The 16,080-nt window shown below is 55.1% G+C and carries 16 protein-coding genes; 6 read left to right on the top strand and 10 right to left on the bottom strand.

Going from position 1 to position 16,080, the window contains the following annotated elements; genetic code table 11:
* Positions 1-207 precede the first annotated feature (207 nt).
* Positions 208-1,467, top strand: a complete 1,260-nt coding sequence (locus AC6T8Q_RS20985) for an outer membrane protein assembly factor BamB family protein (protein WP_500680936.1) — start codon at positions 208-210, stop codon at positions 1,465-1,467.
* A gap of 27 nt (positions 1,468-1,494) precedes the next feature.
* Here AC6T8Q_RS20985 and AC6T8Q_RS20980 read toward each other — a convergent pair whose 3' ends face one another.
* The 8 genes from AC6T8Q_RS20980 to bamJ form a co-directional block, all read right to left on the bottom strand.
* Entirely contained in the window at positions 1,495-2,007 is a 513-nt protein-coding gene (locus AC6T8Q_RS20980; protein WP_500680935.1) for a DinB family protein, read from the bottom strand.
* A gap of 35 nt (positions 2,008-2,042) precedes the next feature.
* A complete protein-coding gene (locus AC6T8Q_RS20975; protein ID WP_500680934.1) occupies positions 2,043-2,495 on the bottom strand; it encodes an SRPBCC family protein in 453 nt (150 codons plus the stop codon).
* 10 nt (positions 2,496-2,505) lie between these two features.
* Positions 2,506-2,856, bottom strand: a complete 351-nt coding sequence (locus AC6T8Q_RS20970; RefSeq protein ID WP_496920557.1) for an ArsR/SmtB family transcription factor — start codon at positions 2,854-2,856, stop codon at positions 2,506-2,508.
* 102 nt (positions 2,857-2,958) lie between these two features.
* Positions 2,959-3,411 carry a YiiD C-terminal domain-containing protein gene (locus AC6T8Q_RS20965; RefSeq protein WP_500680933.1) on the bottom strand — a complete coding sequence of 151 codons (453 nt, stop codon included), beginning with the start codon at positions 3,409-3,411 and terminating at the stop codon, positions 2,959-2,961.
* Positions 3,412-3,575: 164 nt separating this feature from the next.
* Complete coding sequence (locus tag AC6T8Q_RS20960) at positions 3,576-4,520, bottom strand: DUF481 domain-containing protein (protein WP_500680932.1); 945 nt, start codon at positions 4,518-4,520, stop codon at positions 3,576-3,578.
* A gap of 326 nt (positions 4,521-4,846) precedes the next feature.
* Positions 4,847-6,307 (bottom strand): hypothetical protein, encoded by a 1,461-nt coding sequence (locus AC6T8Q_RS20955; protein ID WP_500680931.1) that lies wholly within the window; start codon positions 6,305-6,307, stop codon positions 4,847-4,849.
* 335 nt (positions 6,308-6,642) lie between these two features.
* Positions 6,643-7,590 carry a hypothetical protein gene (locus tag AC6T8Q_RS20950; protein ID WP_500680930.1) on the bottom strand — a complete coding sequence of 316 codons (948 nt, stop codon included), beginning with the start codon at positions 7,588-7,590 and terminating at the stop codon, positions 6,643-6,645.
* A gap of 141 nt (positions 7,591-7,731) precedes the next feature.
* Complete coding sequence (bamJ, locus tag AC6T8Q_RS20945; protein ID WP_500680929.1) at positions 7,732-8,442, bottom strand: BamJ family beta-barrel-assembly machinery protein; 711 nt, start codon at positions 8,440-8,442, stop codon at positions 7,732-7,734.
* Positions 8,443-8,742: 300 nt separating this feature from the next.
* On the opposite strand from bamJ, the gene AC6T8Q_RS20940 reads away from it, so the two are divergent.
* Both AC6T8Q_RS20940 and AC6T8Q_RS20935 read left to right on the top strand, forming a co-directional pair.
* A complete protein-coding gene (locus AC6T8Q_RS20940) occupies positions 8,743-9,843 on the top strand; it encodes a DUF1559 family PulG-like putative transporter (RefSeq protein ID WP_500680928.1) in 1,101 nt (366 codons plus the stop codon).
* A 3-nt stretch (positions 9,844-9,846) separates the two neighbouring features.
* Positions 9,847-10,227, top strand: coding sequence for a hypothetical protein (locus AC6T8Q_RS20935; RefSeq protein WP_500680927.1), 381 nt, complete (start codon positions 9,847-9,849; stop codon positions 10,225-10,227).
* A 14-nt stretch (positions 10,228-10,241) separates the two neighbouring features.
* Here AC6T8Q_RS20935 and AC6T8Q_RS20930 read toward each other — a convergent pair whose 3' ends face one another.
* Positions 10,242-11,900 carry a dockerin type I domain-containing protein gene (locus AC6T8Q_RS20930; RefSeq protein WP_500680926.1) on the bottom strand — a complete coding sequence of 553 codons (1,659 nt, stop codon included), beginning with the start codon at positions 11,898-11,900 and terminating at the stop codon, positions 10,242-10,244.
* 480 nt (positions 11,901-12,380) lie between these two features.
* On the opposite strand from AC6T8Q_RS20930, the gene cysD reads away from it, so the two are divergent.
* From cysD to AC6T8Q_RS20915, 3 genes are all read left to right on the top strand, one after another.
* On the top strand, positions 12,381-13,292 hold the full coding sequence (gene cysD, locus AC6T8Q_RS20925; protein WP_500680925.1) for a sulfate adenylyltransferase subunit CysD: 912 nt from the start codon (positions 12,381-12,383) through the stop codon (positions 13,290-13,292).
* Between the two features lie 110 nt (positions 13,293-13,402).
* Positions 13,403-15,334 (top strand): sulfate adenylyltransferase subunit CysN, encoded by a 1,932-nt coding sequence (gene cysN / locus AC6T8Q_RS20920; RefSeq protein WP_500680924.1) that lies wholly within the window; start codon positions 13,403-13,405, stop codon positions 15,332-15,334.
* Positions 15,335-15,425: 91 nt separating this feature from the next.
* Positions 15,426-15,713 carry a hypothetical protein gene (locus AC6T8Q_RS20915; RefSeq protein WP_500680923.1) on the top strand — a complete coding sequence of 96 codons (288 nt, stop codon included), beginning with the start codon at positions 15,426-15,428 and terminating at the stop codon, positions 15,711-15,713.
* A gap of 9 nt (positions 15,714-15,722) precedes the next feature.
* Here AC6T8Q_RS20915 and AC6T8Q_RS20910 read toward each other — a convergent pair whose 3' ends face one another.
* Complete coding sequence (locus tag AC6T8Q_RS20910; RefSeq protein WP_500680922.1) at positions 15,723-16,061, bottom strand: hypothetical protein; 339 nt, start codon at positions 16,059-16,061, stop codon at positions 15,723-15,725.
* Positions 16,062-16,080: the final 19 nt, after the last annotated feature.

Below are 16,080 nucleotides of genomic sequence, written 5' to 3'. Positions count from 1 at the left end.
AGTATACCAGTTGGTTAATTAACTAATCGGTAAAATAACACCGGGACTGCAAGTCGTCAATAAAAAAATCCTAAGTGAGCCGCAAAGCAATGCGTCGCACGGTCTCCAGAAACGATTCGAGTTGCGTAAATCAAGAACTTGCTAGAATAAGAACGCGAATAAAATCGCAACATTAAAAATCAAAAAGTCTTGTCTCACAGGTCCGCCATGTACGCATCCTCTTTGCGCGTGTTGGTTTCGGTCAATCTTCTTCTAGCCGCGTCGTCATTGTTGCATGCCGACTGGCCCCAATGGCGTGGTCCCGCGGCGAACCTGGCCGTCCCCGCGGCCAACTTACCCATTAAGTTTTCCCAAAACGAAAACATGATCTGGGAGGTCGATCTCGGAGGCGAAGGGAGTTCAACGCCTGTCGTTTGGGATGATACCATCTATGTCACCGTCACAGCTGACGGCAAAGACGTGCTCGCCGCGTATGGAGTTGACGGGCAAGAGAAGTGGCGGCGCGAGATTGGCACTGCTCGTGAGAGCAAACATAAAGTCGCCACTGGCAGTAACCCGTCGCCCGTCACCGATGGCAAGCACGTTGTCGCCTATTTCAAGAGCGGCCAACTCGCCTGCACCGATCCCACGGGCAAGGTGCTGTGGAATAAAAACCTGCAGGACGAATTCGGCAAAGATACCCTCTGGTGGGATTTGGGAACCTCTCCCATTCTAACTTCCAAAGGCGTGGTCGTCGCGGTCATGCAAGAGGGCGACTCCTATTTGGCTTGTCTCGATCTCGACACTGGCGAAACGCTCTGGCAAGAATCGCGGACCTACGAGCGGCCCAGCGAATCGGATCAAAGTTATACGACGCCTGCCGTGGCGGATGTCGATGGACACGAAACGATTGTCACGTGGGGGGCTGATCACCTCACCGGGCACGACGCCGCGACCGGCAAATTGCTCTGGGATTCGGCAGGATTCAATCCCGACGACCAAGGGATGTGGCGGTCCATCGCCTCGGCGACCGTGGCCGATGGCGTAGCAATCGTGCCCTATGGCCGCGGCGAATTTCTAGCAGCGGTGCGGCTCGGAGGCAGTGGCGATGTAACCACAAAAAATCGCATCTGGGATCGACCGGGTGTCGGCGCCGACGTCCCCTGCCCCATCGTTACCGACGATAAAATCTATGTACTAAGCGACCGTGGTAAAGTGACGTGCCTCGACTTGGCCTCAGGCGACGAGATCTGGTCCGACGACTTACCCAAAGGCCGCTCGAACTACTTTAGTTCACCCCTGCTGGCTGGTGACAAACTCTATTGCCTTCGCGAAGACGGCACGCTGTTTGTCGCGTCGGTCGACGAGGGGTTAGAAGTTCTCGCCGAAAACGAACTAGGCGAACACAGCGTCGCCACCCCCGTGCCGCTCGAAGACAGCTTGCTCGTGCGCACGCGCAACAAGCTTTACAGCTTCGGTGATAAATAAGCGATCGATACTAACGCATTCTTTCTTTTATTTCTTCAAGAATTCGGGCAATTCGTCGCCACTCGGACCGTAGGCCGATGGAACTATCGCGCCCACCATCCGCAAGTACACGCCGAATTGACCGCGATGATGATAAAAATGGTTGAACAATATGGTCCGCACAAACACAGCTCGCGGCATGGCTAAGAGTTCCTTGTCGCCGTCCATGAGCCGCCAAGTTTGTTGCATTTGCTGATCGCTGATCGTGGGTAGCACCTTTGTGACGGTGTCCACACTTTCATCGAAAGCGGAAAGTATTTGTGGTAACGACTCCGGCTGGATCCTGTCGTTCGAGATTTGCGAAAATTGAAACTCGTCCTGCGTGGCCATCTGAACCACGCTGCCCGGCGCACTCGCCATGTGCAGGGCCAATTGTCCAGCGGTCATCGATTTCTCGTGCGGCTTCCAGGAGAGTTTGTCCTCGGGAAGACGTTCGAGAAATTTACGCGTCGTATTCGATTCGGCCGCGAATTCTTGCAAAAATTGATCGGCTATCGTCATGGATCTATCTCCTTGGTTTGAAACTGTATTGTTGCTTAGCGTTTCGATTCCGCGATCTCGCGCGTGCGATTCAATTTGTATTGCCAGCCCTCATGAATACCGGCGCTCTGGCCGTCTGGGAGCATGCCAAAGGCGGTGTGGATGAGCGACAGGCGTGTCATTTCTCCTTCAGCGGTGAGGCGATATTGCACGTGCGAAGCGGTCGCAAACGACATGAACATCGGCCCGCAGATTTCGATCAGCTTCGGCGGCTTGATGACTTGCACGTGCCCCCAGAAATGGCCTGCGTTATCGCCCAAGTCGCGATACCAACGCCCGCCGGGCCAGGCTTCAAGAGTCATCGGCATCGGCGAGCCGTCAGGCGTTTGGAACTCGGGTCCCAATTCCGCCAGCAAAGCCTCAAACGAAATTTCCAGCGGCGCGGCGATTTCGATTTCTTTGACGATGTTCAACAGCTGTATGGTTTCTTCAAGCACTGGGGCGACCATGATTTGCTCCCTAAGATTTCTTGGTGGATTGTTCTTTCGCGAGACGCTCGGCCCGCTCCTTCACGCGGCTGAGTTGATGCGACCAAAAGTTCTCGAATGTTTTTGTCCAGTCGTACACGGCTTTGAGTTCCCCGCCATTGAGGCGATACAGCCGGTGTTGGCCATCCTTGCTGACCGAAACGATGCCGACTTTGCGCAACACGCCCAAATGTTTCGACACGGTCGGTTGTGCTAACCCAAGCCGTTCGACTAATTCATTGACCGTGCGCGGCTGACCGTCGGCGAGCGCGGTAACAAGCTCCCGCCGACGCGGTTCGGCAATCGCATTAAAAACGTCGGTGGTGGTCGCTGCCCTCGCCATACGTGAAGTATATTCCCATATCGGAATATGTCAAGCGGTCAATTTTAGGAATGACAACCGTGTTAGCCTCCGGCGCAAGCCGCGAGGTCAGAAGCAGTGCCCTTATTCCTGCACCACGTACGAACCACTAAACGTCACATACGGCCCCGCTTCGTCGGCGATCTCCACCGACAGATCGATCTTCGTGCGGCCTTTGAAGCGATGCAGTTCGTAGAAGTATTCGAGCATGTCGCTCGCCACGGGCTGACTTTGGGCGATGAACAATGGCGTGCGCACGGGCCGATGATAACGAATCGTGCTCCGCCGGATCACGATGTTGCCCGACATCCCTTGCGATTCCAACAGTAAGAAGACCGTGCCCCAGCCGGTGGCCGTGCAAAGTGCGTTGAGACTGCCGGCAAACGCCGAGTATTGATGGTTGCGATTCGGCTCGAGCGGCATTTCCATCGCCAACTGCTGACCGTCCCAAGACCGTGCCTCAAGTCCCATGGGGATCGTGATCGGCATCTCGCGATTGAGCGTCTGTTGAAGCTTTTCGAGCAAGGATTCGTTCATAGAAACAGACGCGCGACGTCCAGTCAGTAGTGCCGGTCATTTCCCGGTGTGGGAAACCCTCCATGCTACCGGAAGGTGCGCCCAGGGGCTAGCCGCCAGAACGCCGTTAGCCGGGCTCGTCCCGAGCCCGATCAGTTACCAGGCCGTGACGACCCGGCTATTTGCTATAGCTTCCAATTCAACAGCACCGCGTAGTTCACCAAGTTCGGCGACATGCCGTTGGGGGTGCTGTCGTAGCGGTCGTTGACCGTGAACCGCAGGCTCATGTTTTTGGGCTTATCGAGATCGATTTCCCAGCCCGCGTCTGACACGACGCGGTACAGCCCGAAATCCTTCCATTCGGGGAAGTAGTCGACCTTGATCGTGAATCGCTGCTTGTCGGAAATCAGATATTCGTAGTCGAGTCCAAACAGCGCTTCCGCCTTCCACTGGTCATCGATGCCGCCAAACTCGCGCGACGTACCAGCACCGAAACGCCCAATCAAATTGAAGTCGTCGGTGTCGACCCACTTGTAACCCACGCCGGAGTTCACCGCCACGCGTGAGTCGAACGGTTGAAACTCGTCGTACAGAATTTGATTCAACACGTACAATGTCCAGGCGGACTTATCCAACTTCCGATCGATCCGCGCATCGAACAGAGCATTGTTTTGCGTGATAAGCTCGTTGGACGAAGTGAAGTTGTAGTTGATGTCGGAATCAAAGGTCCAAAACTCAGCATCGCGTTTTAAGTATCCGCCCGACGCAATGCTCTGCGAACGGTTTTCACCTTGGCTGCCGTTGAGGCCAAAGTTGATGCCCGCGTCCCACTTGGCCGGACCAAACCAATACGACAACTCGTACCATTCATAAACCACGGGGGGCTCGGCCAGTTCCATCTCCTCGGTGGTGATCGCTTCCAGATGATCACTCAAGGCTTCGTCCACGACTGAAGGAGCCGTTTCGGTGACAGCCACTGGGGGGAAGTCGAACAAGGGCGGCAGATCCTCCACTGCACCGGGGGGAGCCAAAACACTGGGGCCCAACAGATCCTGGCCATACGCTCGCCCCGTCACTCCGCTGAGCAGCGAGAGGACCAGACAAATCAAGATGCTACGAGCCAAACACATGGTTGAAACAATCAGAAAAGCGCCTACGTTCTGCCGAGAGGAGCAAGGATATACCTAACCCCGCCGGGGCATCACAAGAGAGATCACCACACATTGCTAGCAGCTAGCTCCGAGGCCGATGGCATTTAGAAAGAGCCTTGGTCCGCCGGAGGCGGAAGGAAACTGGCGTCAAGTTTTTCACGCCATCCCTGCGAGTTTGTTGGGCATACCAGATCCCTCGACTCGTCGAACTCACCTCGGGATGACAATTTTCGTTCACACAAAAAAAACGGGGGCTGAGCAATTTGCTCAGCCCCCGGTGTTAGGCATCAATCAGAAGTGCAATCTCAGTTGCAACCGCAAGCAGGAGCGGCTTCGCAGCCACAGCCTTCGGTCACTTCGATTTCCTTCTCGACCATCTTGCAAACCTTCACCTCGACCTCTTTTTCGACTTCAACCGGCACGCAAACGGTGTAGGTTTCGGTCTTCTCTTCGGGGACGCAGGTGTAGGTGGTCACTTTGTAGGTGCGGGTCTTTTCGACGGGCACGCACTCGGTGTATGCCACTTCCTTCGTGGCGGTTTCCTTGACGTAGCTCGTGACCTGATATTCGCAGGTGCGAGTTTCGGTCTTGCACTTAGGCACGCACACGGTGCGGGTCCGCTCTTCGGGAACCATCTTGCAAACCTTGACCGTGCATTCACGAGTTTCGGTCTTGCACTTAGGTACACAAACAGTGCGGGTCCGCTCTTCGGCGACCATCTTGCAGACCTTGACGGTCTTTTCGCGAGTTTCGGTCTTGCACTTAGGCACGCATACGGTGCGGGTGCGGGTTTCGTCCTTGGTCAAGCACACGTTGTACTTGTAAGGAACTTCTTCCGTCACGCACTTGTAGGTCGTGCAAGGCACTTCCTTGGTTTCGCAGGTCGGTACCCAAACGCGCTTGCACACGGTCTTGGTGCAAGGATCGGCAGCGCCGTCGCAGCCACATGCATCGCCGCAGCTACCACAACCACCACAAGCGGGAACTTCCATTGTTTGGGTTTCCCAATGGCCACCGCGAACGGTGACTTGCTTCATCGTGGTTTCGGGAACACGCTTCATGACTTTGCGAGTTCCTTCGCGCTCTTCGGTGTAAGGAACCTTCACGGTGTAGGTCTGTTCGACGTTTTCGGTGTAAGGAACTTGCACTTCATAGCTGACGGTCTTGTCCTCATAGGTGGGGACCATCACGGTGTACTTCTGCTCAACGTTCTCGGTGTAGGGAACCTTGACTTCGTAGCTGACGGTCTTGTCCTCATAGGTGGGGACCATCACGGTGTACTTCTGCTCAACGTTCTCGGTGTAGGGAACTTGAACGGTGTACTCACGAGTCTTGGTTTCGGTGACCGGTTTGCAGACGGTGTATTCAACCGTCTTGGTGCGCTTCTCGGGGACCATGACCGTGTAGGTTTCGGTCTTTTCCTCGGTTTGAGGAACGCGCTTGTTCACCGTGTAGGTACGAGTACGCTCTTCTTGCTTGTATTCCGTGGTCTTGACCTTGCGGGTCTCGGTCACGTATTCGGGAACCATGACCGTCTTCTTGACGACCGTTGGTTCGCACGGCGCGGCAGCTTCCCCTTCGCAGCCACAGCCGGTTGCAGCACCTTCACAGCCGCATGGTGCGGCTTCTTCACAACCACAAGCTGGCGTGGATTCACAACACCCGCCACCATGATGCCTTTTGAACAAACCTGCCCAAGCGTCGGCTTGGACTCCCGCAACCAGCAAGGCAATAGCTGGTAACAGGCACAACATCTTACGAGACATTTGTTGCCCTCCATCTCCTGAAAAAAACTAACCACAGTCGGTAGGGCATCAGATAACCAATTTACCTAATCTACCCAGCCGAGACTTTTACGATTGCGAAGCCCTGAATTTCTAGGAAATCTAGGCATGTCAGAGATTCTAGCTGGAGATTGACGCCCCGCAACAAGGGTAGCTCCATTTTGTGCCGAAAAGCGGGACTTAAATACTTGCTGGCGCTACGCATTAGCCCGTTTTCAGATGCTCCGAATGGGAACAATAATCAGAAGTGATACATTCCCCGCCAGATTGGGGGAATTCTTGCCACCAAGCGCTGCGTTTCCGCAACATGGGTTGCATCAATTCCCGGCGGGCTGGATCGAGAGAATCAGAATCTCTCGAGGTTCGATCACAATTTCATAGCCGAGTTGTTCGCGGAGAGCGTCGATCACTCGAGATTCGTCGTCTGCGGGGAGCCGTGCCGAGTTCTTGACCGGTGTGCCCGAGTGAATCCACACGAAGTATTTCTTCGCGGGCGAAACCTCGGCTTCGTCAATCACGGGAAGCAGGAGTGTTTCGCCGAGGGATTGCATGAACATTTCGTAGGTCCCCGACTCGCCGGCCCGGTGATCGCGTCGCGCGGGAATGCCGAATGATCCATCGTAATCAGGCGAGACACCTTTGCCCTCCGAGGAAATCGGGTTCGGCTTGTATTTTCCTTTCAGCACCAAGGCGGGTCGCTCCTCGGTTTTCCAGTGGACTTTCACATTTAGGCCGCACTGCTCATTTAGAATCTTTTCCAGCGCTGTCGCACCGGCTTCACTTGCGATTTGACGCTTATCAGGCAAAGAAACGGTCACCCAATCTCCCGGCATGTAAGTCATCAGCAAATTGGGCGGACAATCGAGCTCGTAGCGTTTCACGTGCAAAACGTGGTCGAGCACTTCGGACAATGTCACAACCCCACCGCTGGACGTGCCCGAAACGATTGTTCCCTCGGGCAAGGCATGTAGGACAAGAGAGAAGGGATCAAAACCTTCTTTTGGCTGAGCATCCGCAGGCAGTCCCGGCGGCATCATCAGTTTGCGGACCTCATGCCGTTCTTGATTCTGAGGGTCCTTAATGAACTTGAACGGTTCTCCCTCGGCTAGTTTGTAGCCATGATCGTCCGCAAGAGTTTTGATAAGTGCGAGTTGCTTCTCAATTTTTGGGTTGGCAACGGGAGTATCGGCAGGTGCCTGCGCTCGCGACGAAGCCGCAAGAAGCGCGACACAACAAACAGTCCAGCAGAAAGCAGCGATCCGCATGTTGGTTTCTCCCAATAAAAAAAGCCCGGCAAAGCAAAGTCGCTCGCCGGGCTTATTTCACATTCGTCGTTAGCCGGCATCGTTTCGATGCCGCGCCAATGATCGCTAATCGGCATCGGGACGATGCCGGCTAACTCATGATCACTTGGGGATATCCAACAATTCGATCTCAAAGATCAACGTCGCGTGCGGCGGGATCACGCCTCCGGCACCGGATTCGCCGTAGGCCAATTCGCTCGGAATAAAGAGCTGCCATTTGTCGCCGACCTTCATCTTTTGCAGGGCTTCGGTCCAACCGGCGATCACGCCCTCGACAGGGAATTCGGCCGGTTCGTTACGCTTTAACGAGCTGTCGAACACCGTGCCGTCGATCAGTTTGCCTTCGTAATGCGTGCGGACAGTGTCCTTGGCGGTAGGGGTCGCACCGGTGCCTGCTTTGAGGACTTTGTACTGCAAACCGCTGGGGAGCGTGACAATTCCCTCGGCCTTTTTGTTCTCTTCCAAGAACTTTTTGTTCTTCGTGACAATCGATCCCGCGCGGGCTTCGCTCAGCTTTTGAAGGGCTCTCATGCAGGTGGCTTCGTCGTACTTGGGCTGGGCGTCGTTCATCGCGTCCTTGATCCCGGCGATCAAGCTGTCGATGTCGAGTTGCACGTCATCCCCTTTGAAATTGCTGCCAATTTCCAGGCCGATGGCGTAGCTGTAAACCGGGGCCGTCTCAGGCTCCTCGGCGGCAGGGGCTGCCGGTGCCGCGGCGGCGGGCAAACCTTCTTGCCCTTGTTGGGCAAACGACGAACTCGCGGCGACCGACAACGCGGCCACGCACGCAACAACGGGTAATGAGCGAAACATATCGACTCCTGGAGGGGTTAATAGTCAGTGGCAGTTCTTACAGAAACCTGTCCGAAAAGTTAAGCAAAATAGTATACCGATTGGCCTGGGGCCTGACTCCCCTCAAAACCTGCCCAACCCGCCAAATTCGCGGTCGTGGCCGATTTTCCAAGGGATTCGTCATGCGGCAAACCCCGGCCATGCGAGTAAATAGCCCGAGTCGCACTCGCATCGTATAATCAGGTATCTCGGGGTTGGGCCAAACCTGGGTCAGTGGGGACTTGTCTCTTACGCCTTCTGCGCACCCTTAGTTTGAGCACTATGGTCGATTTCCGTTTAATTCGTTCACGCTCCCAGCACGCTCGTGCTGATCGCAACGGTTTTTCGTTGGTGGAGCTGCTGGTGGTGATTGCCATCATGGGGGTGCTGATTTCGCTGCTGCTCCCCGCGATCCAAGCCGCCCGCGAAGCCGCCCGTCGCACGCAATGCATGAACAACCTCAAGCAGATTTCCTTGGCGACTCAGAACTACGAAATTAGCAAAAAGCATTTGCCGCCGTCCGCAGTAACGGATCTTGAAGAATCCATCGGCAGCAATTCCAGCAATTTCATGGCGTTTGATCCGGAAAGTGGCAAGCAGTTCAGCTGGGCCGTGCTGCTGCTTCCCTTCATGGAACAACAAAATCTCTATGATGCTTTTGATATGTCGAAATCGGTGTTTGAGCAGGTAAGGAATCCCCAGGCTGAGTTCGTGGAGGCCTATCTCTGCCCGAGCGATAGTGCCCGTGGGCTGTTTCACGCGGACGAAACCGCTACCGCAGGCAAATACATGGCCAAGGGCAACTATGCCGCTTACGTCACTCCGATGCACATCGACCTGCAATTACTTTGGCCAGGTGCATTGATCGCAACCGGGCAGAACCTACGCAAAGTGACCGATGGCACGACCAACACGATTGCGTTTAGCGAAGTCCGCACACTCGATAATGAACTTGATGAACGTGGGGCTTGGGCTGTCCCCTGGGCCGGTTCCAGCGTTTTATCGGTCGATATGCATCACCTCTGCCCCGACGGTAGAAAATATCCTTTTTGCCTTTACGAAGATACTTATCGGGCGGATCCGGCCAGCGTCGGACAGACCCAACTTCCCAACTCGCGTGGAATTGTTAAGGACACATTATTCTTTTGCAAGGACGAACAGCAGCTTCAGTCCGACTTACAGCGGATGCCTTGCTTGGGGTGGAATCGTCAGGTTGGTAGTAAGGGCTATTACTCGGCATCGCCGCGGAGTTTGCATCCTGGTGGCGTGAATGCCGCATATCTGGACGGTCATATTCAGTTTGTGGGGGATGATGTCGACGACTTTGTCTTTGCCTATGCGGTAAGCATCAATGACGGCCAAAACCAATCTCAAATTCCATAGAGCATGGCCGAACGCACACGCAAAATCGGATTAGAGGTTATACCGCCTCTACTGCTCATCCTGGGCGTGGTATTAGTGCTTGCCTCCTTTCTGCCATTGTCTGGCCTTTCCAAACGCCAATGGACAATCGAAGATTCACAAGCCTTCAGTCAGGTGACTCGCGAACTTCATGCTGCGACTGTTGAACAGTCCGAAAGCATGGCTCGCACGCCCGAGGAACTAGCTCGCTACCATAAGAATTTGAACACGGAATTCCAAAAGCTCAATAAGAAGCTCGAACAAGCCCAAAATGAACCCCAGCGCTGGAGTCAAATCTTATTGTGGACCGGCGCCACGCTCGCCGCCGTGGGAGGATTGCTGCACGTCGTGAAGGGTGGCGACTGAACCGCCGCTTGCTTTCACACACAGCGCCGGCGGGCCAGGAAGAACATCACGATGCCGCTGCCGATGAGAACGGCGCTTCCCGGTTCGGGGACGGCATAGAAGCTCATCGGGGGATCGACCACCAAGGGGCCGAACTGATCGTGGAAGATCATCAGGTCATCCGCATCCACGGCTCCATCGCCGTTGGCGTCTCCTTGGTCGAGAGTGGCATTGATCAGTGTGCCGAAGCCGCGCTGCCAAGCGAGAAAATCACGGCCATCGACGTCGCCATCTTGATCGAAGTCCGCTGAAGGGGTGTCATACAGAGACGACATCCGCCAGGCGAGGCCGAAATCACGAATCGTGTCGGAATTAATGCTGAGCGTGTAATCTCCCGCCGCGAGGTTCGTGAGATAAATGTGCTCGACGTTGTCGACCGTGCTGAGGCTTTGATCCACGATTTGTCCCAACGAATCGGTCAACGTGAGATCCATGTTGGCGAGCGTCTGGCTGCCAAACCCGCTCGAGACGTTCACGTTCCAGGTGAGCAAAATCGACAGCTCGGGGGCGGTGCTTCCCTCAGCGATCGAAAATTTGTATTTAAGTTCGTTGCCCGAGCCCGGCAGGATGGTTTGATAATCCCAGCCATGCGAGCCGACCGCCGTCTCGGGGGTGGTGGTTCCAACGTAACGCCCGCCAACGGTCATCAGATAGCTGTTATAGACGTTTACTTCCCCCGCGCCGAAAGTGTCGTCGAGCGGTTGTGTGGCGGTCCGAGTCCAAGTGGGAAATTCGTTTTTCGTCGCACCGGCCATCAGCATGGCCTTCATGACTTCGCTTTTGCTGGCGTCACTCCCAGCCACGGCACTGTGCAGCAGAGTTGCGATTCCACTAGTGGTCGAAGTGGCGGCGCTTGATGTCGTGCGGGGAGCAACAAGGTCAGGCTTGCTGCGTCCAGGGCCGTATGCGGTGATATTCGTGAGACCCGTACTGTGGATTCCGTCCGTGCGGCCCACAGCGATCGAGTTGTAACTTTGGGTCATCAACCGCGGTAAAGCGGTGGTTGTATTATCGAGTCCGACAAACGCAGTGAGGTTGTCGCGATTGATCATAAAATCAAAACGACGTAGCGCAAATACATCTTGTTCAAGTTCCGTCGTGGTGGGAGCGTTGTCGTTCACGGCAAAGCTGCCAATCCAGCTGTGATTTTGAACACGGAAATCAAGGAATTCAGGAACGCCTCCCGTGGGGGCACGAAGTTGTTGATTCAAGGACAGACCAGCTTCATAAACCGTAACCGAATTGGCTCCTGGCGCTACACTCGTAGAGTTACCAAAAAAATTGCGACCTTGGTTTGTTGCGTGGTTGCTTACGGTCTTATTTGCATTGTTGCTTCCATCGATAAAGGTAATTGCCGTGTCGAACGGATCTCCACTGGTGCCAAATTCGCCGAGGCTAGTATCAACCCAGTAATTACGGTTGGTGGACCCCCCCGCTTCCACTATCGAGATCGGCACACCGCTTCCATCAGGGACCGCGCTACCAATGCTGTTGAGCGTGTTCACCAGCTTGGTGTAGCCAATGTCATCTTTCCAATCTGCTCGCGCGAAGTCCGCGCCACAAACGCTCACGAGCAGCATGCAGATACGCAAGGCGAGCTTCACGAAGCGGAAATCGAGTGATGAGCTGGGCATAGGCGGACTTAACTGATCGGCTGCGCTAGCGCGGCCAACCTTGGGGCTATATGTTTTCTTTCAAACCAAGTGCGAATTGAACCAACACCTGCTCGGTTGATCCAAGATTCTGTTCCGCGGAAGAGATAGCATGTCGGACTCTGCTCCTCAGAGACTCTTTTAGGAAAGGGCCAGCCCCTAGCAACTCAGCCCCCCTAGCCTACAGATTCCCGACCCTTGCTGTTTTTATTATTTCCCTGTTTTTGGGTGGGTACAAGAGTTTGAACGGGCCAGAGAGCCAAATGTTCTGGCTTTTGCCCGAAAATTGCGGACAAGCGAAGCCAGCCGACCCTGCGGGGGTGGGTTCCGAGTTGTTTTCCCTTTCTCTTAAACCTAGACTAGCGATTCTACCGATTACGCAAATTTGCACGGGAGAACATGCCTGGACCTTAGTCGTGGCAACTCCCAGCGTCGCTTCCGTTTAGGACATTTGAGACTTCCATGTCGTCGTACAATCTGACCCACTTAAAGCAGCTCGAAGCCGAGAGCATCCATATTATCCGCGAGGTGGCCGCCGAGTTTGAGAACCCGGTCATGCTCTACTCGATCGGTAAGGACTCTTCGGTGATGGTGCGGCTAGCCGAGAAGGCTTTTTATCCCGCCAAGCCTCCGTTTCCTCTGATGCACGTGGACACCACGTGGAAGTTCCGCGAAATGATCGCATTCCGCGAGGACCTCATCCGCAAGCAACTCGGTTGGGATTTGATCGTCCACATCAATCAAGAAGGTGTGAAGCAAGGCGTGGGGCCGTTCACCCACGGCAGCAAAGTCCACACCGACATCATGAAAACCGAGTCGCTCAAACAGGCGCTCACCAAACACAAGTTCGACGCCGCGTTTGGCGGTGCCCGACGCGACGAAGAAAAATCCCGCGCCAAGGAACGGGTTTATTCATTCCGCGACAAGCACCATCGGTGGGACCCCAAGAACCAACGCCCTGAGTTGTGGGACCTTTACAACGGCAAGGTTCACAAAGGGGAAAGCATTCGCGTGTTCCCGCTTTCCAACTGGACCGAACTCGACGTCTGGCAATACATCCATCTCGAGAACATCCCCATCGTCCCGCTGTACTTCGCCGCCGAGCGACCGATTGTCGAGCGAGATGGCACCTTGATTATGGTGGACGACGATCGCATGCCCCTCGAGCCTGGTGAGAAGCCCCAGATGCGGCGGGTTCGCTTCCGCACATTGGGCTGCTATCCGTTGACCGGCGCGGTCGAGTCTGATGCCACGACGCTCCAGCAAATCATCCAAGAAATGCTGCTCACCAAAACGAGCGAGCGCCAAGGCCGCGTGATCGACCACGACCAAAGCGGCTCGATGGAAGAAAAGAAAAAAGAAGGCTATTTCTAATTTCGTTTAATCACCACAAAGTCACAAAGTCCACAAAGAAAAATTTGATACGAATTGAGAAGCAATCTTAGTGCTCTTCGTGCCTTTGTGGTTATCAAATAACAAAACATATGAGCCACCAATCTGACCTGATCGCCACCGACATCGACGCCTACCTCAAGCAGCACGAGCACAAAGAGATGCTCCGCTTTTTGACCTGTGGGTCCGTCGACGACGGCAAAAGCACCCTCATTGGGATGCTGCTCTACGAAACCAAGATGATCTACGAGGATCAGCTCGCCGCGATTGAGCGCGACAGTGCCACCCACGGCACCACGGGGGGCGACTTCGACCCCGCGCTCCTGACCGACGGTCTCAAGGCCGAGCGCGAACAGGGTATCACCATCGACGTGGCGTACCGCTACTTCTCGACGGCCAAACGCAAGTTCATCATTGCCGACTGCCCCGGCCACGAACAATACACCCGCAACATGGCCACGGGGGCCAGCACCTGCGATCTGGCGATCATTTTGATCGACGCACGTCACGGCGTGATGACCCAAACTCGGCGGCATTCGTTCATTGTGTCGCTCTTGGGCATCAAGCACGTGTTGGTCGCGGTCAACAAGATGGACCTCGTCGGCTACAGCGAGGAAGTCTTCGAGAAAATCAAAAGCGACTATCGCGACTTCGCCACGCGACTCGACATGGTCGATCAACATTTCATCCCGATCAGCGCGCTCAAGGGTGATAACCTGGTCGACCACAGCGACAAAATGCCGTGGTATGAAGGTTCCACGTTGATGCACCACTTGGAAAACGTGCATATTGCGTCGGATCGCAACTTTATCGACTTCCGCTATCCCGTGCAGTTCGTGAATCGTCCGAATCTTGATTTCCGAGGTTTTTGCGGCACGATTGCTTCGGGTCGGATTCGCAAAGGCGAGACCGTGATGTCGCTCCCCTCGCGCAAGACGAGCCGCGTGAAGTCGATCGTCACGTTCGATGGCGAACTCGAAGAAGCATTCACGCCCATGTCGGTGACGCTCACGCTCGAAGATGAAATCGACGTTAGCCGCGGCGACATGCTCGTGCGACCGGAAAATGTGCCGACGATAGCCGATGCTTTCGACGCCACGATTGTCTGGATGGCCGACGATGCGCTGACTCCCGGCAAGCAGTACTACATTAAGCAGGCTTCCAAGATTGTCTCGGGCAGCATTTCGTCGATTCGTTACCGCATCGACGTTAACACGCTTCATCGGCAGGATACCGACAAGCTGGCACTCAACGAAATCGGCCGCTGCCAAGTTCGCTTGAACCAGCCGATTGCGTTCGACAATTACCGTAGTAACCACGGCACCGGTTCGTTCATCGTGATCGACCGCATGACGAACGTCACCGTGGGTGCGGGAATGATCCTGCAGCAGTCTTCCGCGGCCCAGAAGGATCATTGGACCGATGAAGCCGACGAACGCTTGGTCGCCGAACGCAGCAACGTCACGCTCGCCGAACGTGCGGGCCGTTTCAGCCAAACACCCGTTACCGTTTTGTTCACCGGTCTTGCCGGGGCTGGCAAATCAACGACCGCTTACGCCCTGGAGCGCCGACTCTTTGACATGGGTCACGCCGTCACGGTGCTCGACGGTCAAAATATGCGGCGTGGCATCAGCCGCGATCTGGGTTTTACCGTTGATGACCGCAGCGAAAATCTGCGGCGCACCGCTGAGGTGGCCAAGCTGATGAACGATGCTGGGTTGATATGTCTGGCGGCATTTTTGTCTCCCCAGGAAGAAGTTCGCCAAAAGGCGGCCGAGGTCGTGGGTCGTCCCAAGTTTTTCGTCGTGCATCTCGACGCGCCGATCGAGATTTGCCGTAAGCGTGATCAAGAAGGACTCTACGCCGCGGCCGATTCCGGCGAGATCGCCAACTTCCCCGGCGTGAGCGCCCCATACGAAGCCCCGACGGCGCCCGACTTGGTCCTCAACACGGCCGAACTCGACGTCGACGAATGCGTCGACCGCGTGATCGATTTGCTGAAGACGAAGCAAGTGGTTTCGTAGGCGCTAGTCGCTAGACTCTAGTTGTTAGTAAAGCAATGCGAGTATTATTCCAAAGACTAGCGCCTAAGTCCTAGCGCCTAGCAACGACACCATGCACAAAATCGGCCTCTCCTTCCGTTCGACGCTTTCGCCCGAAGAGGTCCGCACGAAATATATCAACCCGTTGCGTTCGGTCTTACGTCACGAAAAGGCTGGCATCTATTCCAATCATCTACGGCAGGTCGATCCACAAACGGTCGACACGTTCGAGCATCTTTTGGTGTTTGAAGCCACCGACTTTGAAAAAGCCCTACGCGTCTTGCGGCTCGAACTCAGCACGATCGGTCCGCCGGAGAACGCGCAGTTTCACAATCTCAATCCGTCGCAGCCGGCCTACTGATCCATGTGATCATGCAAACCGAGTCAGTAACACCAGCGACATGATCGCCATCACCAAGCCGGCGATCTCGTAGTAGTTGAGCGATTCCTTGAAGCCGACCACGCCGATGACGGTGAGGAACAGGATCATGCACACGGAATAGAGCACGCCGATCGTGCCGAGCTTGAGATACTTCATCACATAGACCCAACCAAACGCGGTCGAGGCGTACAGCACGAACCCAATATAAAACCAGCCCGACTTAAGCGGGTTGGCGTGCCCACTGGCCAGTTTCAGAAAGTAGTCCCCCACAACGCCGACGATGCTGAAGCCGAGCGTGATCAAAATGGCAAGCGTGGTGGTGTTCATGAAGGTACAAAGTCGCGAC

The sequence above is a fragment of the Bythopirellula sp. genome (genome assembly GCF_041737835.1).
In the GTDB taxonomy this organism is placed as follows: Bacteria; Planctomycetota; Planctomycetia; order Pirellulales; family Lacipirellulaceae; genus Bythopirellula.
The sequence above is the reverse complement of the archived record's forward strand: the minus strand, read 5'-3'. Positions and strand labels throughout refer to the sequence as shown.